This window comes from Amycolatopsis sp. cmx-4-61 (genome assembly GCF_046548775.1).
Classification (GTDB): Bacteria; Actinomycetota; Actinomycetes; order Mycobacteriales; family Pseudonocardiaceae; genus Amycolatopsis.
In genome coordinates this window covers 356,800-379,754 of record NZ_JAEBEI010000008.1, presented here as the reverse complement: position 1 = coordinate 379,754, position 22,955 = coordinate 356,800, and the positions used below count along the sequence as shown (strand labels likewise).

The window sequence follows — 22,955 nt, the reverse complement described above, 5'->3', positions numbered from 1 at the left end:
GGGACCACCGATGCCCGAGGCGGGCTCTGCCGCACCGCCACGCGCCTTAGTCCGCACACTGCTGCGCAGCGGCACACCCGCGGAGCCCGCCGAGCCCGTTTCCGACAGCGGCGACCTCACCGCCGTCGGGGACGCGACGCTCGCCCGGGCCTCGCGCTACTGGGTGGTCGTTCCGCTGGCCTACCGGATCGCCGCGTTCGTCAAGGTGTTCATCGGCTTCACCGCGGCGAACGGCGTGCTCGGGCTCGGGCCGGTGCTGGGCGCCACCGTGTTCGCCGTCGTGGTCAACACCGTCGCGGTGCTCTGGGTGCTGCGTGCGGGCGGGTTACGGGCGCGGCTCACCGGGCGCGCCCTCGGTCTGGACCTTTCGCTCGGCGTGGCCCTCAACCTCGTGGTGGCGATGACCGCGCCCGCCCCGGTGCAGCCGTTCGCCGTCGACGTGTCCTGGACCTGGCTCGTCGGCTCGGTCGCGATGTGGGCGGGGACCTCCGGGCTGCCCGCGGCACTGTGGCTGTTCGCCGCGGCCGTCCCGCTCCGGGCCGCGCTGACGCTGGCCGGCGGCCTGCCGCTGGGCAACCAGCTCGCCCTGACGCGGTCGATCGGCTGCATGGTGGCGCTGGCCGTGGCGATCGTGCTCGCCGTGGCCATCCTGATCCTGCTCGGCGTCGGCACGCGGTTCGCGGTCGACATCGGGCTGCGGCGCGGGCGCGAAGCCGAACGCCACCGGACCCGGCGCATCATGCACGACAGCGTGCTGCAGACCCTCGAGGCGCTGGCCATCTCGGCGCCCGGCGACGACGCCCAGGCCGCCGCGCGGCTGTCGGAGCTGCGCTCGGTCGCCAAGGCGGAAGCGGCCGAGCTGCGCCGCCGGATCACCGAGCCGGTGCCGAGCGGGACGACGCGGAGCTTCGCGGTCGAACTCGCCGACGTCGCCACCGACCTGGCGCGCGACGGCCTGCGCACCCAGCTCGTCGCCGCGGACTTCGCCGACGACCACAAGGTTTCCCAGGACCGGCGCACCGCGTTGTGCGAAGCGGTCCGGGAAGCGCTGCGCAACACGGTCAAGCACTCGGGGACGAAGCAGGTCGTGCTCCGCGTGGAGGAGCGCGACGGCGGCATCGCGGTGGTGGCCCGCGACCAGGGCCAGGGCTTCGACGTGGGCGCCCGGCCGCCGGGCTTCGGCATCAGCCAGTCCATCATGGCCCGCTTGGCCGAGGTCGGCGGACACGGCACAGTGGATTCGCAGCCGGGCCGCGGCACCCGCGTCACCATGTGGGTGCCGGGCTGAGCCACGCGACGGCGGCTCCCGGCCCTGGTTGGCCGGATCCCGGCGGTTCGTGGCAATCCAGCCACTCCCCCACGCCCGCGAAGATCGCTAACTTCGGCGCGTGTCGAAAATCCTGCTCTCGATCCACGTCCTGGCGGCGATCCTCGCCGTGGGCCCGGTCGCCGTCGCGGCCAGCATGTTCCCCGCCGCGGTCCGGCGGGACGACGTCAAGGCGGCGACCCTGCTGCACCGCATCTGCCGCGTCTACGCCTACGCCGCCATCGCGGTTCCGGTGTTCGGCTTCGGCGTCGCCGGCACGATGCACGTCATGGGCGACCCGTGGCTGCTCACGTCGATCGGCCTGACGGCGGTCGCGGCCGCCGTGCTCGCCCTGCTGATCCTGCCGCGCCAGCGGCGGGCGCTGGCCGAGGAGTCCACTTCGGACACCCTCGGCCGGCTGGCCATGCTGACCGGCGTGTTCAACCTGCTGTGGGCGGCGGTGACGGTGCTGATGATCGTCCGGCCCGGGTCGTCGACCGGTGTCTAGACCCCGACCGCCAGCGGGACGCGGACCGCCACGAAGTCCGGCCGGTGCCGCAGGGCGAAGCCCAGGGAGAGGTAGAGGCGGATCGCGGAGGTGTTGCCCGCCGCCGCGTGCATCATCGGGATTTCGCCGCGCTCGCGGATGCCCGCGGCCACCGCGAGCACCAGCCGGGTCGCCAGCCCCTGGCCGCGGTACGCCGGGTCCGTGCAGACCGCGCTGATTTCCGTGTGGCCTGGAGGGTGCAGCCGCTCGCCGGCCATCGCGACCAGTGCGCCGCCGCGCCGGATGCCCAGGTACGTGCCGAGCTCGACGGTCCGCTTCCGGAACGGTCCCGGCCGCGTCCGCTCGACGAGGTCGAGCATCTCGGGCACGTCCGCGGGCCCGAGCCGGACGGCCTCCGGGTCGGGCGCGGCCGCGACCCCCTCGTCGACCAGCTGCACGCCGGGGATCTCGTCGAGCACCTCCCAGCCGGACGGCGGCCGCGCGGTGGCCGCGGCGATCACGACGGTCGCCCCCGGCCCGGCGAGCTCGGCGACGTCCAGCCAGTCCTGCTCGCGGGGGCCGTCGGGCAGGGCCAGGAACGGCGCGACGTCCTCCGGGTAGCGCAGCACGCGCCCCTGCCGTTCCGCGAAGTGCGCGTGCGGGCCGGTCAGCGATGCCCAGGTCGGGTTGTCCAGCGGAGAAGCCATGGCTCCAGCATGCGGACACCCGGCCGGTGGCCGCGGTCACTCCCACATCCTGGGTCGGGGGCCGCCCTCGGGCTCGGCGGGCAGCCGGTGGACGGGCTGTCCTGCGCTCAGCCGACCGTGGTCAGCTCCTCGTTCGAGAGCACTTCCGAGCCGGCCGACACGACCAGCCTGCCGCCGCCGACCTGGTAGCGGTAGTCCCCGTTCACCGCGACGAAGCCGTCCCCGGACGCCTCGGCCGGCAGCGTGATGTGGGTGTCGCCGGAGGCCGCCTGCCCGCGGGCCTGGCCGTCGTAGAAGAGCCGGCCGTCGGGGGTCCGGCAGATCGTGACGACGGACTTCCCGGTCTGCCCGACGAGCAGGGCCGTTCCGGTGCCGCCCGGCAGGTAGCGCGCCGCGTCCGGCGGGCACGGCTTGTCCTTCGCCGTCGTCGTCGTCGACGACGGCGTGACTGACGGCGTGACCGGCGGGGTGACGCCGTTCGCGGTCGTGACCACGGTTCTGGTCGTCGGCAGCACGGGTGTCGTGTACTGCGGGAACGGCCCCGACGCGGCCGGCGCGGGCCGCGGGCGCCCGGTGAACAGCAGGACCCCGCCCACCGCGAGGCCGGCGACCAGCATCAGAGTCAGCAGGACCCACAACGCCCGCGCGCGGGCCCGGCCCGGCGCCAAGCCGCCGCAGGTGCCGCAGCGGCCGGCGGCGGGGTCGTTGACCGCGCCGCACTGTGCACACGTCCAGGGAAAACCCGCCATCGGGCCTCCTTCGGCCCGGCGCCACGCCACGCCGGTGCCCCCATCGTCACCGACGGGGGCACCGGGTGCAACGGCTCGCGGTCAGCCCTGCACGACGTTGACCATCCAGGGGATGCCGAACTTGTCGATGCAGGCTCCGAATTCGTCGCCCCACATCTGCTTTTCGAACGGAACCGTCACCGTGCCGCCGTCACTCAGCTTGTCCCAGTAGCCGCGCAGGTCGTCGGCGTCGTCCCCGCTGAGGCTGACCGAGATGTTCGTGCCCGGGTTGTGCTCCATCCCGGTCGGGGTGTCCGACGCCATCAGCGTGAAGCCGTTTTCGGCCTCCAGCTGGGCGTGCATGACCTTGTCCGTGTCCGCGCCTTCGGGTGCCCCGAATTCCCCGAACGTGTTCAGGGTGAGCGTGCCGCCGAAGACACCCTTGTAGAACTCCATGGCCTGCCGCGCGTCGTCGCGGAAGCTCAGGTACGGGTTGAGGCGAGAAGCCACGGCCATCTCCTTCGATCGGACGAGACCAGCATCCTCGCAGAGCGCCGGGCCTGCGCCAATCGGCGGATTTTCACAGGCCGCGGCCGGTCCGGCGGCACGGTTCAGAGCACGAACCGCCGCTGCGCGACGGGTTCCATCGGCAGCGAGCCGTGCAGCGCGGCGCGGGCCCGCAGCTCGAGGGCCCGGTCCAGCGGCCGGGCCCCCGGCGCCGCGGTGTGGAAGGTGCCGCGGTCGAACAGGTAGACCAGCGCCAGCTTCCCCTCCCGGCGCCCGGCCGGCTCGGCGAACTCGACGGTCGCGAACCGCAGGCAGCCGCCGTAGCCCGCCCTGGCCAGCCGGTCGGCGACGTCGACCAGGTCGCCGGTCAGCACGCGCAGGTCGCGGTTGCGGCGCCAGCACCGGACCGTCGAACGGCCGTGGAGGTCCTGCGTCACCAGCGGGTGCACCGGCAGCCGCGCCGACGTCGCGGCGATCAGCTCCGCCCGGGTGCGCGCCAGCGCGTCCCCGTCGACCTTGAAGTCGACCGTGCCGCCGCCGGTGGGCGCGAGGCCGAGCGCGGCGCGCACCCGCGGGGCGGCCGCGGCGAGGCTGTAGAGGGACTGCAGGTGCGGGCGGGAGGTCCAGCACCGGACGAGCTTGCTGTCCAGCAGGGTCACGACGAACGTTCCTATCCTCATTGCGGAGGCCGCCGGACCGGGCGCACTGGCAGTGTCCACTGTGGACGTCAGGCGCGGGGACGCGGGACCGGAGAGGACATCATGCGCCCGAGGCACGCGTTCCGGACCGCAACAGCCACCGCGGCGCGGCGAACGGCACCGGCCGGCCGCCGAACGGTCACTCCGGGTAGGTTCCGCCGATCAGCGGTATCCCTCTCGCCTCACGCGGTGGCGATCACCACCTTGCCGAAGTTCTCCAGGTCCGTGAGATCGAGTGCGGGGCCGCTGCGGCCGACGAGCGCGATTTCGGCGTGGCACGTCCCGGCGGCCGCCAGGGACTGCGCGAACGTGCCGGGGCCGCGGACCTCGACAATGCGGTCGAGTTCGACCAGCGCTTCCCGGGTCTGCTCGACCTGGCCCTCGCCGAAGCCACGCGCGACTGATCCGCCCTTTCCTCGCCAACCAGACATTTAGCGTTGCTAACAGATCTGGGTCAGAGCTACCTTCGAGAGCATGACCGAACTCGCCGAGCGGCTGCTGGGCGCCGTCCAGGGGATCCGCCGGGTGGTGCGCCGCCGGGTCCGCGCCGGCTCGCCCGGACCGCCCCTGCCCGGTGCCCAGGTCGAGCTGCTGCGTGTCGTGGCCGACCACCCCGGCATCGGCGTCGCCGCGGCCGCACGCGAACTGCACCTGGCCAACAACTCCGTCAGCACGCTGGTGAACCAGCTCGTCGACGCGGGCCTGCTGCACCGCGAGGCCGACCCCGCCGACCGGCGCGCGGCCCGGCTGGTGGCGACCGCCGCGGCCGCCGACCGGATGGCGGCCTGGCGCCGGGCCCGCACCGGGCTGGTCGCCGACGCTCTCGCCGAACTGTCCGAACAGGACACCGCGGCCATCGAACAGGCGTTGCCCGCGCTCGAAAAACTCACGGCTCTCCTGAAGGAGCAGGCATGACCGAACCCGCGGCGGTGCGCTGCACCGGCCTGAGCCACTCGTTCGGCGCGACCCGCGCGGTGGACGGCGTGGACCTCGAGATCCACCCCGGCGAGGTGTTCGGCCTGCTCGGCCCGAACGGAGCCGGCAAGACGACCACCCTCCGGATGATCACCACCCTGCTGCCGACCACGCCGGATCGCATCACCGTCTTCGGCGTCGACGTCGCCCGCCGCCGGATGGCCGTGCGACGGCTGATCGGGTACGTCCCGCAGCAGCTGTCCGCCGACGGCGCACTGACCGGCCGCGAGAACGTCGCGCTCTTCGCGCGGCTCTTCGACGTGCCTCGCCGCGGACGGGCCGACCAGGTGCGGCTGGCCCTGGACCTGGTCGGGCTGGCCGACGACGCCGACCGCACGGCCAAGACCTACTCCGGGGGCATGATCCGCCGGCTCGAACTCGCCCAGGCCCTGGTCAGCTCGCCGCGGCTGCTGATCCTCGACGAGCCGACGATCGGCCTCGACCCCGTCGCGCGGTCGTCGGTGTGGGACCGCATCGGCTCGATCCGCGAAGCCACCGGCATGACCGTGCTCGTCACGACCCACTACATGGACGAAGCCGAGCAGTACTGCGACCGCGTCGCGCTGATGCACGCCGGCCGGATCCGCGCGCTGGGCACTCCGGCCGAGCTGGAGAGCGACCTCGGCCCGGAGTCCACTTTGGATGACGTGTTCCGGGCCGTGACCGGGAACGGCCTCACGAGCGAAGAAGGAGGGATCCGCGGTGTCCGTGCCACTCGCCGTACCGCCCGCCGCCTCGGCTGACCCGGGCCCGCTGGGCCGGCTGCGCGTGCTCGGGTCGCGCGTCGGCGCGATGTGCCTGGTCGAGCTGCAGAAACTGCGCCGCGACCAGACCGAGCTGCTCACCAGGGCGATCCAGCCCGCGCTGTGGCTGCTGATCTTCGGCGAGACGTTCACCCGGCTGCGCGCGATCCCGACCGGCTCGACGCCGTACCTCGATTTCCTCGCGCCGGGCATCCTGGCCCAGTCGGCGTTGTTCATCGCCATCTTCTACGGCATCCAGATCATCTGGGAGCGCGACGCCGGGGTGCTCGCCAAGCTGCTGGTGACCCCGACCCCGCGCGCGGCCCTCGTCGCGGGCAAGGCGTTCGCGGCCGGGGTGCGCGCGCTCGTCCAGGCGCTGATGGTGCTGATCCTGGCCGCGGTCCTCGGCGTCGGGCTGACCGCCAACCCGGTGAAGCTGCTCGCGATGGCCGTCGTGCTCGTGCTCGGGTCGGCGTTCTTCTGCTGCCTGTCCATCGTGATCGCCGGGATCGTGCTGTCGCGGGAACGGCTGATGGGCATCGGGCAGGCCATCACCATGCCGCTGTTCTTCGGCTCCAACGCGCTGTACCCGGTGGACCTGATGCCGTCGTGGCTGAAGGTGCTCAGCCACGTCAACCCGCTGAGCTACCAGGTCGATGCCCTGCGCGGCCTGCTGATCGGGACGCCGGCCCACCTCGGGACCGACTTCGCGGTGCTGGCCGCGGCGACCGCGGTGGCCGTTTCGGTCGCATCGGCCCTTCTCGGCAGGTTGGCCCGGTGAGGCACATGTCTCACCGAACGGAAGCTTTATCGCCGGCTGCCTAATCTCGGAATCGTGAAACGTCGCCGGGGTGTGCTCCCTTTTGCCGGGTTGTGCCTGCTCGCCGGAATTCTGGTGGCCGGGACGATGGCGCCCGCCGCCATCGGCGCGGGCCTGCTTTCGAATCAGGTCAGCGATTCGGTGGACGCCATTTCCGCCCAGCTCGCCGCCGCCGATCCGCCGCTGGTGACCACGGTGACCGACCGCGACGGCACCCCGATCGCGACGCTGTACGCGCAGTACCGCCTGCCGGTCACCGCCGCCGGGATCGCGACCACGATGAAGGCCGCGATCATCGCGGTCGAGGACCGCCGGTTCTACACCGAAGGCGGCGTCGACGTGCAGGGAATGCTGCGCGCGGCGGTCAACGACAGCGCCGGCGGCGCACTGCAGGGCGCGTCGACGATCACCCAGCAAGAGGTCAAGAACTACCTGATCAACGTCGTGGACCGGACCGACCCCGCGGCCCAGCAGGCCGACCGCGAGGATTCTCTCGCCCGCAAGCTGCGCGAAGCGAAAATGGCCGTCCAGCTCAACGCCACCATGCGCAAGGACGACATCCTGGCCGACTACCTCAACGTGGTCGAATTCAGCGGAACCGTGTACGGGGTCGGTGCGGCGGCGAAAGCGTATTTCGGCACGACACCGGACAAACTGACGGTGCCGCAGGCCGCGCTGCTCGCCGGAATGGTGAACAACCCCAGCGTCTACAACCCGTACACCCATCCGGACAAAGCGCTGCAGCGCCGCAACCTCGTCATCGACGACATGGTGAGCAACGGCTCCCTCCCGGCCTCCTACGCGGCGACGGCGAAGGCGGCTCCGCTCGGCCTGCTGCCGAACGGCCCGGTCACGCCGTCGGGTACGTGCCTCGGCGCGGCGCCGGACGCCGGGTTCTTCTGCGCCTACGCCGAAACCTACCTGGTGCACGCGGGGTTCACCGCCGACCGGCTGGCCACCGGCGGGTACACGATCAAGACCACGCTGGACCCCCGCGTCTCGCAGGTGACCAAGGACGCCGTCGACGCGAACGTGCCGACCACCCAGGACGGCGTGGCCAACACCTTCGCCGTCGTCCAGCCGGGCCAGGACGGGCACCAGGTGCTCGCCATGGTCGCCAACCGCGACTACGGCACCGACCCGGCCCGGGGTGAGACGTCGACCGACATCGTCGCGGACGCGAGCAACGAGTTCGGCGCGGGCTCCTCGTTCAAGATCTTCACCTCGGCCGCGGCGCTCGTCACCGGCAAGGCGGGCCTCGACACCCCGCTGCCCAACCCGGACAGCCAGTGCTTCCCGGCGCCGGACGCGCACGCACCCTGCTACACCGTGCACAACGACGGTCACTACGCGGACCCGATCACGCTCGCCGACGGGCTGGCGACGTCGCCGAACGTCGCGTTCGTCGGGCTGGAGAGCCAGGTCGGGATGCCCGCCGTGCTCGACATGGCATACAAGCTGGGCCTGCGGAACACCCTGGCGACCAACGACGCCGGCCGCACGCCGGATCCGAAGTCGGGCAACCCGCAGTACAGCGAGCCGCAGTCGCAGTACTTCGGGAACCTGCTGTCGTTCACCCTGGGCAACAGCCCGGTCAGCCCGCTGGAGATGGCCAACGTCTCGGCAACGCTGATGAGCGGCGGCGTGTGGTGCCCGCCGAACCCGATCCTGTCGGTGACCGACCGGAACGGCAACGCCGTACCCGTCCCGCAGCAGGCGTGCGAACGGGTCATCCCCCAGGGCGTGGCCGACACCCTGGAAGCGGGGCTGAGCAAGGACACCACGAGCGGCACGTCCGCCGAAGCGGCCCGCGCGGCCGGCTGGACCCGGCCGGACATCGGCAAGACGGGCACGACGCAGCTGAGCGAATCGGTCGCCTTCGTCGGGGGCGTCGACGGCTACGCGGTGTCGTCCATGGTGTTCGCCGACGGGCCGCACCCGCGGGAAATCTGCCCGGGAACGCCGGTGCACCTCGGCGACTGCGGCCACGGCGCGTTCGGCGGCACGGTCGCCGCGCCGCCGTACTTCCACGCTATGAGCCGGCTGTTGGCCGGGGTGCCCGACCAGCCGATCCCCGCCGCCGACCCGGCCTACCTGCAGGCGCGGTCGTGACCTACCGCGGTTCGAGGAAGACGAGCGGGATCTCGCGCTCGGTCTTCGTCTGGTACTGCGCGTAGTTCTTGAAGTCGGCGGTGATCTTCGGCCACAGCCGCGCGCGCTCTTCGGCGTCGGCGACCCGGGCGCGCATCGGCCGCTTCGGGCCGCCCTTGAGCGACACCTCGACCTCGGGCCGGTCGCGCAGGTTGAGGAACCACGCGGGGTGCGTGTCGTCGCCACCGCGCGAAGCGACGACCACGAGCGTCTCGCCCTCCTGGTAGGGCGAAGTCAGCAGCACCGACCGGGGCTGCCCGCTCTTGCGGCCGATGGTGGTGAGCTCCAGGACGGGCATGGCGACCTGCCAGCCCACCCGCCCACCCGTGAGCTTGATCAGGCCGCGGTGCACGGCATTCATCGTCTTCAGGGCGAAGTCGCTCGGCATGATCCCAATCTAGTCCGCCCGCGCCGGCCGCCGCGGAACGGACCGAATGTCCGGTTCGCCGGATCCCGGTCGGGACGGGATCGCCGAAACCGCCCCGGCCGCAGGCCACGGTGTGCGAGGCTGCCGGGCGAAGGAAGAACCGAAAGAGAGAAGACCGATGCTGATTTGGGGCTGGCGTACACGGATCTACGTGCTGGCGATGACGACGTTCTTGTGCGGCCGGTGCGGCAACCCTGCTTCGCACGCGGTGCGCAAGGCGGTCACGAAGTTCACGCTGTTCTTCATCCCGCTGTTCCCGATCAGCGTCAAGTACACGGCGCAGTGCACGTTCTGCGGGATCGAGAACCGCATCCCGAAGGAGGACGCGCTCCGGCTGCAGGCCCAGGAGGAGCAGGGCCAGGGCACGCAGCAGGCCGCGCCGGGGTACCCGCCGCACCCTTCGCAGGGTGGTGCGCCGCAGGCGGGGTCCGCGCCGCAGGGATATCCGCAGCACCCTTCGCAGCCGCAGGGCTTCCCGCAGCCGGGGCAGCTGCCGCAGCAGGGTCAGCAGCAGGGGCAGTTCCCGCAGCAGGGTCACTAGGCACCGGTTGTGGCGGGCGGCCCGGTGCGACCCGGGCCGCCCGCCGTTTTCTCACCGCTGCAGGGATTCGAAGCCCGCACCCCGGCCCGCCGCGGGCGCCGTCTCCGGCTCCCGGTTCCGCCGTGGCCATGCTTCACTGTCGAGTTGTCAAACAACGCCGGTCGCCGGGTCAGGCGGCCGATCTCTCGTCGGGGGCGATGAGGGCGCGGCCCGCGGGGGTCAGGACCGCCGGGACCAGCTCGCCGGGGCGGCCCGGGCGGGCCGCGCGGACCAGGCCCTGGTGGGCCAGCGTGTGGGCCGCGAACTGGTCACCGCACGACAGGCCGTCGATGAACAGGTCCGGTTCGCTGCTGCAGGACACCCGGGCGCGGCCGGCACCGACGGCTCGCAGCATGGCCCGCACCCGGTGGTTGACCGCCGGTGAACCGGTGTTCTCGTTCCCGATCATGTCGGTTCCTCCCGCTCGAGGTTCGGCCGCTACCTCTGCGTCGATTCGGTGGACGGGAGTTCGACAGCGAGGCCGGCTGGAGCGTCCCCTCATCGTCACCTCGGGCGATCCAGCGCGGGTCGAAAGCCCGTCGACTGTGTTCGGAGGCGAACCGCGAGCGGACGGGCTCAGAACGGCGGGTCGCCCGCCGCCACCGGTTCCGGTGTCCAGGAGCTGCTGCCCTCACCCCCCGCCGCGCGGCTGAGCTTGGTCACCTTGGCCGTCGCGTACCGCAGGCACGGGCCGATCTCCTCGACGTCCAGCTCCGTCACCGTGCGCTTCTCGCCCTCCTTCGTGTCGTACGACCGCTGTCTCAGCCGGCCGTGGACGACCACGCGGGTGCCGCGCACGAGCGACTCCGCGACGTTTTCCGCGTACTGGCGCCACAAACTGCAGCGCAGGAACATCGCGTCGCCGTCGCGCCAGGCGCCGGATTCGCGGTCGAACACCCGTGGGGTGCTCGCGACCGTGAAGTTCGCGACCGCCGAACCGCCCGGGGTGAAGCGCAGTTCCGGGTCGGTCGTGAGGTTGCCGACCACCGTGAGCGTGGTTTCGCCTGCCATCGGACTCTCCTTTTTCCGCCGGGTGCGGGGTGCACCGCCGTCGCCGATGAGGAGAGCACGGGGGTCCGACAGTTCCGGGCCGGGCGACCGGATGCCGACACCCGAACGGGGTGGTTTCCTCCCGCCGTGCCGACCACGTTCGAGAGGGAACCGGGCACGCGCGCCCGCCTGCTGGCGGACTTGGGCGACCTCGTCGCGGGCGCGGTCGAAGAGGCCACGCGTTCGGTGCCGGAAAGTGACCACACGCTGGGTGGACGTGCGCAGGAGCAGGCCGCCGCGGTGGTCGTGCCCGGGGCCGCGTGCGAAGACCAGGCGTGCGCGCTGCCGGCCTTGCACACCCCTCGGAAGGCGGGAGTGAAGGCGGTTGACACCGCCGCGGATCTCACTCGGATGGGTGGACTTGCGCGGGAGGTGGTGGATCACCGCGAGGGCCGGGCGGCGGCGAGCTGTCCGAGCCCGCAGTCTCCGCCGTGACCCCGCCCACCCACCTCCCTCACCGATCGCGACTACCGTGGCGGGCATGAGCAACACCGAGGCCTCCCCCGCCGAACTCGCCTGTGGTGATCGGCCCGCCGCCGTCGATCCGGAACGGCCGGGTGTCGAGGTCCTCGCTCCTCGGGAGGTTCCGCTCGGCGGTCCGCGGGCCATGCGGGTGCGGCGTACCCTTCCGCAGCGGTCGCGGTCGCTGATCGGGGCCTGGTGCTTCGCCGACCACTACGGTCCCGACGAGGTCGCCGGCGCCGGGGCGATGGACGTCGCCCCGCACCCGCACACCGGGCTGCAGACCGTCAGCTGGCTCTTCTCCGGCGAAATCGAGCACCGGGACAGCCTCGGCACGCACGCCATGGTGCGGCCCGGCGAACTGAACCTCATGACCGGCGGGCACGGCATCTGCCACTCCGAGGTCTCGACCGCCGCCACGAAGACGCTGCACGGCGTCCAGCTCTGGGTCGCCCTGCCCGAACGGCACCGGCACACCGCGCGGGCCTTCGACCACTACGTCCCTTCGGTGAACCGCATCGAGGGCGCGGAAATCCGCGTGTTCCTCGGCTCGCTGGCCGGGCGGACCTCCCCGATCCCGACGTTCACCCCGTTGCTGGGCGCGGAAGTCGTGCTGGGCCCGGACGCGCACATGTCCCTCGGCGTGGACCCCGGCTTCGAGCACGGCGTCCTCGTCGACACCGGGGACGTCTTCGTGGCCGGGACGCACGTCCGGGCTGCGGAGCTGGGCTACGTCGGCACCGGGGTGCGCTCCCTGACCCTCAGCAACCGCGGCGCCGACCCGGCCCGGTTCCTGCTGCTGGGCGGCACCCCGTTCGAGGAGGAAATCCTCATGTGGTGGAACTTCGTCGGCCGCACCCACGAAGAAATCGCCGAGTTCCGGGCGGCTTGGGAAGCCGGGTCGGAGCAGTTCGGCGAAGTCACCGGGTATCCGGGCGAGCGCCTGTCGGCTCCCGCGCTGCCCGCCGTGCGCATCAAGCCGCGCCGCAACCCCGCCTCAAGCCAGGAAGCCGCCCACGGCTGAGGCGAACGCGGGCGCGTCGTCCAGCCAGGGGTAGTGCCCGGCACCGGGCAGCACAACGACGTGGGCGTCGGTGAACAGCGCGGCGAAGCGGCCGGCGACGGCCGGGCTCGCGATCCAGTCCAGGTCACCGGTCAGCACCAGCACCGGCGCGGTGACGGCGCCGAGCGCGGCACGCGTCGCCTCGGGCTCGAACGCGCCGGCGGAGTTGTAGATCCGGGCGGCCGCGGCGTTGCGCTGGCCGGGTTCGCCGGCCTGGTGCCGGCGGGCCGCCGCGTCCCAGCGGCCGTAGTAGAGCGGCGCGAAGGCGGTCCAGTCGGCTCGGGTCGCCTTCTTCGCGGCGATCGATTCGTAGGCGGCGGCCGCGGCGGCGAACCAGGGCTCGCCGGCCCGCCGGGCCATGATCCGCCGTCGCTCGCCGGGCGGTACGTCGAAGCCGACGGCCCGCGGACTCGGCGCGATCAGCGCCAGCCGGCTCAGGCGCTGCGGGTACCGGGCCGCGTACCGGACGGCCAGGCTCGCCCCGGCCGAGTGCCCGAGCAGGGCGAACCGTTCGAGGCCGAGGTGCTTGCGCAGGGCCTCGACGTCCTCGACCTGGCGGTCGCAGCGGTAGGTGGCGGGGTCGGCGGGCGGCTCGGAGTCCCCGGTGCCCCGCAGGTCCAGCACGGCGAGGCGGCGCCGGGCGCGCACCCCGCCGAGGTCGCCGAGGTAGGCGCCGGCGCGCATCGGGCCGCCGGGCAGGCACACCACGGGTGGTTCGGCGCCGGAACCCGAGAGGTGGCAAGCGAGCGCGGTTCCGTCCGGCGCGGAGAAGATCGGCACGCGCCGACCCTGGCACCCGCCGGGCGGCGGGACAAGACGGCGATTCCGGTTACTGCTCCCACGCCGGACAAGCCCACGACATCGCCAACCCCGACGCCTCCCGTCTCCCGCACGAGATCGACCTCCCGCAACGCCAACCCGAGGCGCTCCTGCTCCCGCGTGAGATAAGCCTCCAACGGCCCGACCCGACAACCCCACCTCACCGCTCCCGCGCCGGACAAGCCTCCAACAGGCACCACCCGGCGCCCCAGCTCACCGCTGCCCGGCGAGGTAAGCCTCCAACGCACCCGCCCGACCTCCCGAGGGCGCACTTTCACGTGAAAGTGCCGCCTCCCAGTTCACCGCTCCCGCGCCAGATAGGCATCCAACGTCGCCAGCCGATGTCCTCGCGCGAACCGCTCGACCTCGTCCGGCTCGGCGCCGCCTTCGATCAGAGCCAACAGGCGGTCGTGCTCCTCGACCGACTGCGGGGCGCGGCCCGGGACCGAGGTGAACGTGCTGTCGCGGACCGCGGCCAGGCGGGTCCAGCAGCGGTGGACCAGGTCGACCAGGTTCGGGTTGGGGCACGCGCCGAACAGCACCTCGTGGAACTCGGCGTTCAGCGCCGTGAACGCCACCGGGTCGAACTCGGCGAGGCTGCGGCGCATGCGGTCGTTGAGCTCGCGGGCGTGGCCCAGCGCTTCCGCCGTCAGCAGCGGCGCGGCGAGACCGGTGGCCGCGCCCTCGACGATCGCCACCGTCTGCATCGCGTGCCGGTACGCCACCGGGTCGACGGCCACCACCCGGGCGCCGACGTTGCGCTCGAACTCGATCAGCTCCTCGGCCTCCAGCCGGCGCAGGGCCTCGCGCACGGGCACCGCGCTGACGTCGAGCTCGCGGCCGATCTGGTCGAGCACCAGCCGGTAGCCGGGCCCGTACCGGCCGTCGAGGATCCGGGCTTTGATCGTCTCGTAAGCCAGCTGCGACTTGGCGGCCGGTTTTCCCGCGGAGATCATGTAGGAAACCATATATGCCCAGCTGTCAGCCCAGGCGCTCCAGCACGGCGAAGATGCGGTCGACGTCGGCTTCGGTGGTCCGCCAGTTGCTGAACGCGGCGCGCAACGCCGGGCGGCCGTCGTACACCGTCGGCGTGAGGAACGTGGTCCCCTCCTCGGCGATGGCGCGGACGAGCGAGTCGATGTCGGCCTCCCCCGCCGGGGCGAAGCAGACGACGTTGAGCCGCACCGGCGCCAGGAGGTGCCAGCGGGGCGAAGCGTCGATCCGCGCGCCCAGGTCCCGGGCCAGTGCGACGCAGCGCTCGACGATCTCGCGGTGCCCGGCGCGGCCGTACGCCACGAGCGAGAACCACGCCGGGAGCGCGCGCAGCCGCCGGGAATTCTCCGGCGTGAGGTGCAGGAAGTCCGGTGTCTCGCCGATTTCGCCGAGGTAGGCGGCGTTGTTGCTGAACACGCGCAGCTGCAGGTCGCGGCGGCGGGTGAACTGGACGGCCGAGTCGTAGGGCACGTTGAGCCACTTGTGCAGGTCGACGACCACCGAGTCGGCCTGGTCGAGGCCCGCGGTGAGTTCCGCGTGCTCCGGCGCCAGCGCGGCGAACCCGCCGAACGCGGCGTCGACGTGCAGCCAGAACCCGTACCGCTGCTTGAGCGCGGCGATCGCCCGCAGGTCGTCGAAGTCGACGGTGTTGACCGTCCCCGCGTTCGCGACGACGACGGCCGGGCCGTCGAGCGTTTCGAGCGCCTCGGCGAGTTCTGCGACGTCGACCGCTTCGCGGCCCGGCAGCACCGGCACCTTCCGCAGTGCCGAACGGCCCATTCCCAGCAGCGACAACGCTTTCAGGACGCTCGAGTGCGGCGAACCGGAGAGCACGGTGACGGGCCCGAGCGCGGCGGCACCTTCGGCCGAGACCGTCACGCCGGTCCGTTCGCCGAGCCACTCGCGGGCGATGGCCAGCCCGGTCACCGTGGACATCGTGGCGCCGGTGACGAACGCGCCGGAGAACTCCGGGCCCAGCCCGAACAGCGTGGCCAGCCAGCCGACGGTCTCGCGTTCCAGGTCCTGCGCGGAGGAATCCAGGCCGCTGGCGGGGTTCTGGTCGTGGGCGGCGGTGAGCCAGTCCCCGGCCAGCGCGGCCGGGGTGGCGCCCCCGGTGACGAACCCGAGATACCGCGGACCGGCGCTCGCGGCGAAGCCGGGTTCCCAGCGCCGCGCGAACTCCTCCAGCGCGCCCCGCGCCCCCGCACCTTCGGCCGGCAGGGGCGCCGGTGCCACGGCCACGGGCGGGACGGCGGCCGCCCGGTCGGCCAGCCCGGCGAGTGCTTCCGCCGCGGCTTTGCTTGCGGCGGCGAGGAGATCGGGCAGGGCGTGCAGGTCATCGGCGAGCGTCGGGTCCATCTTCCCGACGCTAGGCGCGGGCGGCGTCCGCTGTCGCGGGCCAATCGCCCGAAACTGGCCCGGTCACCGCTGCCGGAGGCGGCGCACGCGCGTCTGCTGCCGGAGGCGGCGCACGCGCGTCTACCGCCGGAGGCGGCGCACGCGCGTCTACCGCCGGAGGCGGCGCACGCGGGTCTACCGCCGGAGGCGGCGCACGCGCATCTGCCGCCGCAGGCGGCGCACGCGGGTCTCGGCCGGGTCGAACGCCACCCTTTGCAGTGGTCCCGCCAGCAGCAGCACCACCGCCATCGCCGAAAGGGCCGCGAGCACCAGCGCCGCCACGAACTGGGCCGCGCCCGACGTCGCCGTCGCCAGGACCGCGTAGCCGGCCAGTACGACGGCCGACGGGGCCAGCAAGCCGGTCAGCACCGGGATCGGCGGCACCCGGTCACCGTCGGGGCGGCGGGCGGACACCACCGCCGCCCCGGCGCAGGTGACCGCGGCGACCAGCAAGCAGCCGCCGACGGTGTCGCTCAACCGGTGCCAGCCCAGTGCCACCGCCGCCGCCGAGACCCACGCGACGCCGGCGCCGCCGGTCACCAGGACCATCGGCCGGAACCGGCGGGGCAGGACGATCGCGAGCGCCACGAGCACGGCCATCGCCGCGCTGACGTGCCCGCTCGGGAAGCTGTTGTGGCTCGCCACGCCGAGGCGGTCGCCGGTGCTCGGGCGCTCCAGGACGTACAGCTTGAGCAGCTGCGCCACCACCAGCGGCGCGGCCAGCAGCACCAGCGCCATGACGCCGAGGGCCGGCCGCCGCCGCGCGAGGGAGATCGCCACGATCAGCACCGCGACCCCGCCGAGCAGCACCACCAGGTCGGTGTCCCGCAGCGGGGCCGCCCAGTCCACGGTGGTCCCCGCGGACTGGGCGCTGCGGACGACGCCGTTCTCGACGCCGCGGCCGGCTTCGGTGCGCACGAAGAGCAGGTAGGCCGCGACGAACGCGAGCACGAACCCGGCCGCGCCCGCCGCCAGCACCGCCGTGCGGGACGCCGTCCGGGTCACGGGTGCGGGGCCGTCCGGGCGGGCCGCGGAGGGTGCGTCGGAAAGGATCACTGCCATGTCCCCGAGTCTGGAGCGCGCGTTTCGGGATTCCGTCAGTGCCATGTCATGGTTTTGCTACAAGATCGGCCCGGGTCGCCATGACGTGCGCTTTTCCGAATAATGGCGCCGTGGCCGAGGTATTGGTGGTAGAGGACGACGCGGCGGTGCGGGAGGGGCTGCAGCTGGCCCTGCGCAGGCAGGGACACGTGGTGCACACCGCGGAATCCGGCGAGCGCGGCATCGAGGTGCTCGTGCACCACCGGCCCGACCTCGTGGTGCTCGACCTGATGCTGCCCGGCATGGACGGCTTCGAGACCTGCCGCCGGATGCGCGCGGCGGGCCCGGTCCCGATCATCATGCTCACCGCGCGCAGCGACGACTTCGACGTCGTGGCCGGGCTCGAAGCGGGTGCCGACGACTACGTCGCCAAGCCGGTCGAACCGCGGGTGCTCGACGCGCGGATCCGGGCGGTGCTGCGCCGGGCGGCCGCCGACCGGCCGGGCGAGCCGGCGGCGGCCGAGGAGCGGCACGGCGACCTCGTCATCGACCGGGCCGGCCTCGAGGTGACCAAGCACGGCACCCCGGTGTCGCTCACCCCGACCGAGCTCAAGCTGCTGTTGGAGCTCTCGCGCACGCCCGGGCAGGTCTACAGCCGCCAGCAGATCCTCTCCGCCGTGTGGGACCACGACTACCTCGGGGATTCCCGGCTCGTCGACGCCTGCGTGCAGCGGCTGCGCGCGAAGATCGAGGACGTGCCGGCCAAACCCGAGTACGTGCAGACCGTCCGGGGGTTCGGCTACCGGTTCGGCCGCTCGTGACGGCACCGCGGATCCGCTCGTGGCTCGCCGGGCTGCGGCCCCGGCTGGTCGCCGCGTTCGCGGTCATCATGATCCTCGGCGCCACCGCCGCGGCGGGCACGAGCTACGTCTTCGCGCGGCGAGCCATCCTGGAAGGCATCCAGGACCAGACGATGCTGAAGCTGCGCGACCAGATCAGCGCGTACCTGCCGACCGTGTCGCTGCCGGCGTCCCAGGCCACGCTCGAGTCCTTCGCGACGGCGCTCAAGTCCAGCAACGCGCTCGTGGTCTACCGGCAGCTGCACGCGACGTCGGGCCTGTCGATCGACGAGGTGCCCGCCGACCTGCGCCACGCCGTGGCGACCAGCACCAACATCCAGTTCCAGCGCGTCGACGTCCAGGGCTTCCCGTTGTTCTTCGTCGGCGTGCCCGTGCAGACCAGCGCGGGAAAGCCGAGCGGGCTCGAGGTCTACGCGATGGCGCGGCTGACCGATCAGCAGCAGGCGATCGACGACCTGGCCCGCCACGCCTGGTTGTTCTCCGCGCTCGTGCTGCCGTTCGCGGTCGGCGTCGCGCTGCTCGCGGCGCGGCAGGTGCTGCGGCCGGTGCGCGCGCTGAACACCGCGGCGAGCCAGCTCGGCCGCGGACGGCTCGACGTGCGGCTGCGGGCCAAGGGCTCCGACGAACTCGCGCAGCTGGTCACCACGTTCAACCACACCGCCGCGGAGCTGGAGCGCACGGTCGGCACGCTGCGCGCGATGGAGGCCGACGCGCGGCGGTTCGTCGCCGACGTCTCGCACGAGCTGCGGACGCCGCTGGCGGCGATGAACGCGGTCACCGACGTCCTCGACGAGGACGCCGAACAGCTGCCGCCGGACACCGCCGTCGCGGCCCGGCTGGTGTCGGCCGAGACGCGCCGGCTGACCCGGCTGGTGCAGGACCTGATCGAGATCTCGCGGTTCGACGCCGGGCGGGCGGAGCTGCGCCGGGAGGAGCTGGACGTCGCGGCGGCGGTCACCGACAGCCTCGCCGCCCGCGGCTGGGCCCCCGGGGACGGCCTGGTCGCGGACCTGCCGCCGGGCATCACCGCCCGGCTCGACCGGCGGCGGCTCGACATCGTCGTGGCGAACCTGGTCGGCAACGCGCTGCGGCACGGCGCACCGCCGGTCGAGGTGGTGCTGCGGCAGGAGCACGGTGACGTCGTGCTGACCGTCACCGACCACGGACCGGGCATCCCCGCCGACGTGCTGCCGCGCGTGTTCGACCGCTTCACCAAGGCCGACACCGCCCGCGCCCGGTCCGAAGGCAGCGGCCTCGGGCTGTCCATCGCCCGGGAGAACGCGCGGCTGCACGGCGGTGACATCGTCGCGGCCGACACCGGCACCGGCGCCCGGTTCGAGCTGCGCCTGCCCCGGGAGGTGGCGTGAAGAAACTCTTCGTCCTCGCCGTGCTGCTGCTGACGAGCGCGTGCGGCATCAAGCCGACGCCGGTGCTCGCGGCGGGTCCCGCCCCCACGCTGCGGAACCCGGTGAACGACGGGACCGCCACCGACTTGATCCTCTACTTCCTCCAGGACGACCGGGCGGTGCCGGTCGCGCGGCCCGCCGTCTTCCCGACGCGGTTCGAAGCCACGCTGACGATGCTGCTGGACGGGCCGACCGCCGCGGAGACGTCCGACGGGTACACGACGGCGCTGCCCCGCTCCGGCGCGATCACCCTGACACCCGGCCCGCCGACGACGGTCAACGTCTCGTTCCCGCTCCGGACGATCAGCGCCGCCGGCATCAACCAGCTGGTCTGCACCGCGTTCGCCGCACTGGCGGCGCAGAGCCCGTCCTCCGTCGAGGGCACCATCGCCCTCGCCGGGCCGGACGTCCAGCTGCCGTACCAGACCTGCCAGGCGTGAGCGCCGATGTCGACTTGACGGCAAGCCGCCTCAGCCGGGGTAGGGCCGGGCCGCCCGCGCCTCCGCCAGCGACCGCGCCCACCAGCCGAGCTGGTCGAGCATCGCCTTGGCCGCGACGCCCGCCGCGTCGTCGTTCGGCACGCCGTCTTCGCCGAAGCACGCCTGGGCGCCGTGGAAGCTGACCGTTTCGCGGATGGTCACCGCGTGCAGCTCCGCGAAGACCGGGCGCAGGTGCTCGACCGCGCGCAGGCCGCCGGAAATCCCGCCGTAGGAAACGAAAGCGACCGGTTTGGCCCGCCATTCGGGCCGGTGCCAGTCGATGGCGTTCTTGAGCGAAGCCGGGTAGCTGTGGTTGTACTCGGGGGTGACGACGACGAACGCGTCGGCGGCTTCGAGCCGCGGGGTCACCTTCGCGGCCTCGGCCGCGACGGCCGCGGGTGGCTCGGCCCCGAACGCCGGCATGGCCAGCGGGAGGTCCGCCTCGGCGAGGTCGACGACGTCGGCGACGAAGTCACCGTGCGCGTCCGCGGCGGCCGCCACCCAGTTCGCGACCACCGGCCCGAACCGTCCTCCCCGGACACTGCCCACGATCACCGCGACCCGCAGGGGTGCTTCCGACACACTTCCTCCTCGCCTGCAACGGAAACTCTGCCGGTGTCGAGGATGGGACTTCAAGCTCACTTGAAGTCAAGCGTGCCGCTGTGGTTGGGTGTCGGCCATGGTGAACGCCCCCGCCCGCGCGCTGCCCGACCTGACGGTCGGCGAACTTTCCCGGCGCAGCGGAGTACCCGCGTCGGCTCTGCGCTTCTACGAGGACGAAGGCCTGATCCACAGCCGCCGCACCGCGGGCAACCAGCGGCGCTACCGCCGGGACACCCTGCGGCGGGTGACGTTCATCCGGATGTCGCAGCGGGTGGGCATGCCGCTGGCGAAGATCCGGGAAGTGCTCGGGCTGCTGTCGGACGACCGCACGCCCACCCGCACCGACTGGGCGCGGATCTCCCGCTGCTGGCAGGACGACCTGAACGCGCGGATCCGTCAGCTGGAGCAGCTGCGCGACCAGCTGGCCGACTGTATCGGCTGCGGCTGCATGTCGCTGGCCAAGTGCCGGCTGGCCAACCCCGGCGACCGGCTCGGCGCCGAAGGCCCGGGGCCCCGGCGCCTCGCCGACCACCGCGGGGAGGGCTGCGAAGAGTGTTGAACTAGAGCAGGCCGCGGACGTACATCGCCTGCCCGGCGTGCTGGATGTCGTCGTCCAGGACGCTGATCAGCCGCACGCCCAGCGACACCGGTGGGTCCCAGGCCTCGTCGACGATCCGGTCGAGGGCCCGCGCGTCGAGACCGGTGACGAACCGGACCGTCTGCTCGTGCACGGCGTCGTAGTAGCCGGTGAGCAGGTCCGGCCCGTCGACGCGGACCGCTTCGACGTCGGCCGGGCGGTGGCCGTAGCCGGTGTCGCCGGCCGGGAACGGCAGACCGAACCGGGACAGCCAGTCCTGGCCCGTCCACACCTGCTCCGTCCCGGCCACGTCGGCGACGTGGTCGTCCTGGACCCTGGTCAGGTGCCACACCAGCCAGGCGATCGAATTGGCCTCGTCGTCCGGCCGGGTCCCGAGCTGCTTCGCGGTCAGTCCCGCCACCGCCGCGTGCACCGTGCCCTGGACCCGGCTGAACCCCTCGACGAGCAGTTCGGCCACGTTCATCCGGCTGCCTCCCGTTTGCCGACGTTTTCCCGGCAGTGCTTACCCGATCACGGCTTACCCGATCATGGCTTACCCGATCATGCCCGCCGGCAAACGGCGGCTACCGCGGCAGCAGCTGGTCGAAGAACGAGCGGTAGCGGCGCAGCGCGATCCGCAGTTCCTCGGTGGCCGGTTCGCCCTGCTGCCACTGAGACTCCAGCTCGCTCTTGTGCTCGGCGAACGTGGTGGCCAGTGCGCTGATCACGCCGGCGACGAGCTCGTCGGCCTGCTGGACGGCCTGCTTCGGGTCGTCGACGAAACCGGCCTGGACGTTCTGCCAGCGGTCGCGGAACCCGGTGACCTTCTCCTCGTCGATCAGCGGCGGCGCCTCGACGTCTCCACCGGAAGCGGGCGTCTGGACGTTCCCGCCGGAAGCGGCGGGCGTTTCCACGTCACCACCGGAGGCGGGCGTCTCGACGTCCCCGCCGGATCGTGCTTCCACGTCGCCGCCGGATTCCTGCGCAGCAGCCGTGTCACCGGTGTCGTGGTGGCCGGCGGAGGCGAGGTCGGCGGTGCTCAGGCTCTGGTCGTCGGCCGTGGCGGACTCGTGGAAGCCGTCCCGGTGCTGGCCGGGGACGTCCGTGGTGGTGTCGTCCCGGTAGCCCTCGTGGACCCCTTCACGCCCGGTCAGGTCCCGGTCGTCCTCGGCGTCGTGCCGCGTCAGGTGCTCGGTCATGGTCAGCGTCCTCCATTCGACTCGGTCCGCGGGCTCGCGGACGCCTGGCGCTCGGTCACGTGACGGTCGGTCTCGTGCCGGTCGGTCTCGTGCCGGTCGGTGTCCCGCCGCTCGGGGTCACGGTCGTGGTCGCGACCGCTGTGGTCGTGGCCGTTGCGGCGGTCGTGGTGCTGCTCGTCGTCGGCGCCGTCGGTCAGCAGGTCCTCGAACACGGTGCGGTAGCGGACCATCGCGTCGCGCAGGTCCTCAGTGGACGCTCCGTCCCGCTTCTGCTGCGTGGTGTGGGCGGCCCGGTAGTGCTCCAGGGTCTTGGCGTGCCGCACGGACAGGTCGGCCAGCTGCTGCTCGTAGCCCTCGGTCGGGTACCCGCGCTCGGCCATCAGCGCGTTCAGCAGCTGCTCGGCTTCGGCGACCGCACCGGACGGCTGGTCGACGAAGTTTTCCTGCACCTGCGTCCATTCCCGGGCGTAGCGCTCGCGCGCCGACGCCGAAAGCGGCCGGATGTCGAGCTCCTTGTGCCGGCGTTCCCGCTCGGCCAGTTCGCGCTGCGCGGCCCGGGGGCTGTCCTTCTCCGCGACCGTGCGGTCGTACTCGGGACCGAACCGCTGCTGCAGCCGTTTCCGTTGCATCTCCTGCGTCACCAGCCAGATCACGGCGCCGAGCACCGCGACGGCCACGACGACGATCAACACGATCAGCCATGTGGGCATCGCTCAAACTCCTTCAAGGATGTCAAGCCCCCGATGCGACCGGTGTTCCCTGATTAGCCGCGCCGAAAACGGGCACCGGCCGCCCGACGCCGGGATTCGGCCGTCCGGCGGCGGGGATACGGCCGGATGTCCCCGCCCCGCGGCGGGGATGCCGACCACGTCGAAC

Annotated in this window: 29 protein-coding genes; 13 read left to right on the top strand and 16 right to left on the bottom strand. The window is 72.7% G+C overall.

The genetic code is table 11. The annotated features are described in order from the left end of the window. Positions 1 to 10 precede the first annotated feature (10 nt). Both ACLJOU_RS24640 and ACLJOU_RS24635 read left to right on the top strand, forming a co-directional pair. Positions 11 to 1,288 (top strand): sensor histidine kinase, encoded by a 1,278-nt coding sequence (locus tag ACLJOU_RS24640; protein WP_410570264.1) that lies wholly within the window; start codon positions 11 to 13, stop codon positions 1,286 to 1,288. Positions 1,289 to 1,388: 100 nt separating this feature from the next. Then, complete coding sequence (locus ACLJOU_RS24635) at positions 1,389 to 1,814, top strand: DUF2269 family protein (RefSeq protein WP_410570263.1); 426 nt, start codon at positions 1,389 to 1,391, stop codon at positions 1,812 to 1,814. Here ACLJOU_RS24635 and ACLJOU_RS24630 read toward each other — a convergent pair. The 5 genes from ACLJOU_RS24630 to ACLJOU_RS24610 form a co-directional block, all read right to left on the bottom strand. Beyond that, positions 1,811 to 2,500 carry a GNAT family N-acetyltransferase gene (locus ACLJOU_RS24630; RefSeq protein WP_410570261.1) on the bottom strand — a complete coding sequence of 230 codons (690 nt, stop codon included), beginning with the start codon at positions 2,498 to 2,500 and terminating at the stop codon, positions 1,811 to 1,813. The two genes, ACLJOU_RS24635 and ACLJOU_RS24630, sit on opposite strands and share 4 nt — an antisense overlap. A 107-nt stretch (positions 2,501 to 2,607) precedes the next feature. After that, positions 2,608 to 3,249 carry a hypothetical protein gene (locus ACLJOU_RS24625; protein WP_410570259.1) on the bottom strand — a complete coding sequence of 214 codons (642 nt, stop codon included), beginning with the start codon at positions 3,247 to 3,249 and terminating at the stop codon, positions 2,608 to 2,610. 81 nt (positions 3,250 to 3,330) lie between these two features. Continuing rightward, complete coding sequence (locus tag ACLJOU_RS24620) at positions 3,331 to 3,738, bottom strand: VOC family protein (RefSeq protein ID WP_410570257.1); 408 nt, start codon at positions 3,736 to 3,738, stop codon at positions 3,331 to 3,333. Between the two features lie 101 nt (positions 3,739 to 3,839). Further along, positions 3,840 to 4,394: a PspA-associated protein PspAB gene (gene pspAB / locus ACLJOU_RS24615; protein ID WP_410570255.1), complete on the bottom strand. Its 555-nt coding sequence runs from the start codon at positions 4,392 to 4,394 to the stop codon at positions 3,840 to 3,842. Between the two features lie 221 nt (positions 4,395 to 4,615). Next, complete coding sequence (locus ACLJOU_RS24610; RefSeq protein WP_410570253.1) at positions 4,616 to 4,864, bottom strand: hypothetical protein; 249 nt, start codon at positions 4,862 to 4,864, stop codon at positions 4,616 to 4,618. Positions 4,865 to 4,907: 43 nt separating this feature from the next. On the opposite strand from ACLJOU_RS24610, the gene ACLJOU_RS24605 reads away from it, so the two are divergent. The 4 genes from ACLJOU_RS24605 to ACLJOU_RS24590 all read left to right on the top strand — a co-directional run bounded on the left by ACLJOU_RS24605 (position 4,908) and on the right by ACLJOU_RS24590 (position 9,083). Beyond that, positions 4,908 to 5,348: a MarR family transcriptional regulator gene (locus ACLJOU_RS24605; RefSeq protein ID WP_410570251.1), complete on the top strand. Its 441-nt coding sequence runs from the start codon at positions 4,908 to 4,910 to the stop codon at positions 5,346 to 5,348. Continuing rightward, complete coding sequence (locus tag ACLJOU_RS24600) at positions 5,345 to 6,151, top strand: ABC transporter ATP-binding protein (RefSeq protein ID WP_410570249.1); 807 nt, start codon at positions 5,345 to 5,347, stop codon at positions 6,149 to 6,151. The genes ACLJOU_RS24605 and ACLJOU_RS24600 overlap by 4 nt, the downstream gene beginning before the upstream one ends. Further along, entirely contained in the window at positions 6,111 to 6,932 is an 822-nt protein-coding gene (locus ACLJOU_RS24595; protein WP_410570248.1) for an ABC transporter permease, read from the top strand. Before ACLJOU_RS24600 ends, ACLJOU_RS24595 begins: the two co-directional genes overlap by 41 nt. Positions 6,933 to 7,058: 126 nt before the next feature. Beyond that, a complete protein-coding gene (locus ACLJOU_RS24590) occupies positions 7,059 to 9,083 on the top strand; it encodes a transglycosylase domain-containing protein (RefSeq protein ID WP_410570300.1) in 2,025 nt (674 codons plus the stop codon). A 1-nt stretch (position 9,084) separates the two neighbouring features. Here the strand turns inward: ACLJOU_RS24590 and ACLJOU_RS24585 are convergent, their stop codons facing one another. Continuing rightward, the gene (locus tag ACLJOU_RS24585; RefSeq protein ID WP_410570246.1) at positions 9,085 to 9,510 is read right to left on the bottom strand and encodes a nitroreductase/quinone reductase family protein; all 426 of its coding nucleotides are present in this window, start codon (positions 9,508 to 9,510) and stop codon (positions 9,085 to 9,087) included. A 157-nt stretch (positions 9,511 to 9,667) separates the two neighbouring features. Between ACLJOU_RS24585 and ACLJOU_RS24580 the strand changes: the two genes are divergently transcribed. Continuing rightward, a complete protein-coding gene (locus ACLJOU_RS24580) occupies positions 9,668 to 10,090 on the top strand; it encodes a zinc-ribbon domain-containing protein (RefSeq protein ID WP_410570244.1) in 423 nt (140 codons plus the stop codon). Between the two features lie 169 nt (positions 10,091 to 10,259). Here the strand turns inward: ACLJOU_RS24580 and ACLJOU_RS24575 are convergent, their stop codons facing one another. Together ACLJOU_RS24575 and ACLJOU_RS24570 are read right to left on the bottom strand one after the other, a co-directional pair. After that, positions 10,260 to 10,538: a hypothetical protein gene (locus tag ACLJOU_RS24575; protein ID WP_410570242.1), complete on the bottom strand. Its 279-nt coding sequence runs from the start codon at positions 10,536 to 10,538 to the stop codon at positions 10,260 to 10,262. 167 nt (positions 10,539 to 10,705) lie between these two features. Then, on the bottom strand, positions 10,706 to 11,140 hold the full coding sequence (locus ACLJOU_RS24570) for a single-stranded DNA-binding protein (protein ID WP_410570240.1): 435 nt from the start codon (positions 11,138 to 11,140) through the stop codon (positions 10,706 to 10,708). Between the two features lie 126 nt (positions 11,141 to 11,266). On the opposite strand from ACLJOU_RS24570, the gene ACLJOU_RS24565 reads away from it, so the two are divergent. Beyond that, the gene (locus ACLJOU_RS24565; RefSeq protein ID WP_410570238.1) at positions 11,267 to 11,614 is read left to right on the top strand and encodes a hypothetical protein; all 348 of its coding nucleotides are present in this window, start codon (positions 11,267 to 11,269) and stop codon (positions 11,612 to 11,614) included. A gap of 46 nt (positions 11,615 to 11,660) precedes the next feature. After that, on the top strand, positions 11,661 to 12,665 hold the full coding sequence (locus ACLJOU_RS24560) for a pirin family protein (RefSeq protein WP_410570236.1): 1,005 nt from the start codon (positions 11,661 to 11,663) through the stop codon (positions 12,663 to 12,665). Here ACLJOU_RS24560 and ACLJOU_RS24555 read toward each other — a convergent pair. The 4 genes from ACLJOU_RS24555 to ACLJOU_RS24540 form a co-directional block, all read right to left on the bottom strand. Beyond that, positions 12,639 to 13,484 carry an alpha/beta fold hydrolase gene (locus ACLJOU_RS24555; RefSeq protein WP_410570234.1) on the bottom strand — a complete coding sequence of 282 codons (846 nt, stop codon included), beginning with the start codon at positions 13,482 to 13,484 and terminating at the stop codon, positions 12,639 to 12,641. The genes ACLJOU_RS24560 and ACLJOU_RS24555 overlap by 27 nt on opposite strands. A gap of 338 nt (positions 13,485 to 13,822) precedes the next feature. Further along, on the bottom strand, positions 13,823 to 14,491 hold the full coding sequence (locus tag ACLJOU_RS24550; protein ID WP_410570233.1) for a GntR family transcriptional regulator: 669 nt from the start codon (positions 14,489 to 14,491) through the stop codon (positions 13,823 to 13,825). Positions 14,492 to 14,504: 13 nt separating this feature from the next. Continuing rightward, positions 14,505 to 15,875, bottom strand: coding sequence for a pyridoxal phosphate-dependent decarboxylase family protein (locus ACLJOU_RS24545; RefSeq protein WP_410570231.1), 1,371 nt, complete (start codon positions 15,873 to 15,875; stop codon positions 14,505 to 14,507). Positions 15,876 to 16,049: 174 nt separating this feature from the next. Beyond that, entirely contained in the window at positions 16,050 to 16,976 is a 927-nt protein-coding gene (locus ACLJOU_RS24540) for a phosphatase PAP2 family protein (protein ID WP_410570230.1), read from the bottom strand. 110 nt (positions 16,977 to 17,086) lie between these two features. On the opposite strand from ACLJOU_RS24540, the gene ACLJOU_RS24535 reads away from it, so the two are divergent. The 3 genes from ACLJOU_RS24535 to ACLJOU_RS24525 are packed head-to-tail and all read left to right on the top strand — an operon-like array spanning position 17,087 to position 19,661. Further along, positions 17,087 to 17,776: a response regulator gene (locus tag ACLJOU_RS24535; protein WP_410570228.1), complete on the top strand. Its 690-nt coding sequence runs from the start codon at positions 17,087 to 17,089 to the stop codon at positions 17,774 to 17,776. Next, a complete protein-coding gene (locus ACLJOU_RS24530; protein WP_410570226.1) occupies positions 17,773 to 19,182 on the top strand; it encodes an ATP-binding protein in 1,410 nt (469 codons plus the stop codon). The genes ACLJOU_RS24535 and ACLJOU_RS24530 overlap by 4 nt, the downstream gene beginning before the upstream one ends. Beyond that, entirely contained in the window at positions 19,179 to 19,661 is a 483-nt protein-coding gene (locus ACLJOU_RS24525) for a hypothetical protein (protein WP_410570225.1), read from the top strand. The genes ACLJOU_RS24530 and ACLJOU_RS24525 overlap by 4 nt, the downstream gene beginning before the upstream one ends. A 30-nt stretch (positions 19,662 to 19,691) precedes the next feature. Here the strand turns inward: ACLJOU_RS24525 and ACLJOU_RS24520 are convergent, their stop codons facing one another. Further along, the gene (locus ACLJOU_RS24520) at positions 19,692 to 20,282 is read right to left on the bottom strand and encodes an NADPH-dependent FMN reductase (RefSeq protein WP_410570223.1); all 591 of its coding nucleotides are present in this window, start codon (positions 20,280 to 20,282) and stop codon (positions 19,692 to 19,694) included. 97 nt (positions 20,283 to 20,379) lie between these two features. Here ACLJOU_RS24520 and soxR point away from each other — a divergent pair, with 97 nt between their 5' ends. Beyond that, positions 20,380 to 20,862, top strand: a complete 483-nt coding sequence (gene soxR, locus ACLJOU_RS24515) for a redox-sensitive transcriptional activator SoxR (protein ID WP_410570222.1) — start codon at positions 20,380 to 20,382, stop codon at positions 20,860 to 20,862. A 1-nt stretch (position 20,863) separates the two neighbouring features. Here soxR and ACLJOU_RS24510 read toward each other — a convergent pair whose 3' ends face one another. The 3 genes from ACLJOU_RS24510 to ACLJOU_RS24500 all read right to left on the bottom strand — a co-directional run bounded on the left by ACLJOU_RS24510 (position 20,864) and on the right by ACLJOU_RS24500 (position 22,789). After that, positions 20,864 to 21,364: a mycothiol transferase gene (locus tag ACLJOU_RS24510; RefSeq protein WP_410570220.1), complete on the bottom strand. Its 501-nt coding sequence runs from the start codon at positions 21,362 to 21,364 to the stop codon at positions 20,864 to 20,866. 100 nt (positions 21,365 to 21,464) lie between these two features. Further along, positions 21,465 to 22,079 (bottom strand): hypothetical protein, encoded by a 615-nt coding sequence (locus ACLJOU_RS24505; RefSeq protein ID WP_410570218.1) that lies wholly within the window; start codon positions 22,077 to 22,079, stop codon positions 21,465 to 21,467. Between the two features lie 2 nt (positions 22,080 to 22,081). Continuing rightward, positions 22,082 to 22,789: a hypothetical protein gene (locus ACLJOU_RS24500; protein ID WP_410570216.1), complete on the bottom strand. Its 708-nt coding sequence runs from the start codon at positions 22,787 to 22,789 to the stop codon at positions 22,082 to 22,084. Between the last annotated feature and the right edge of the window lie 166 nt (positions 22,790 to 22,955).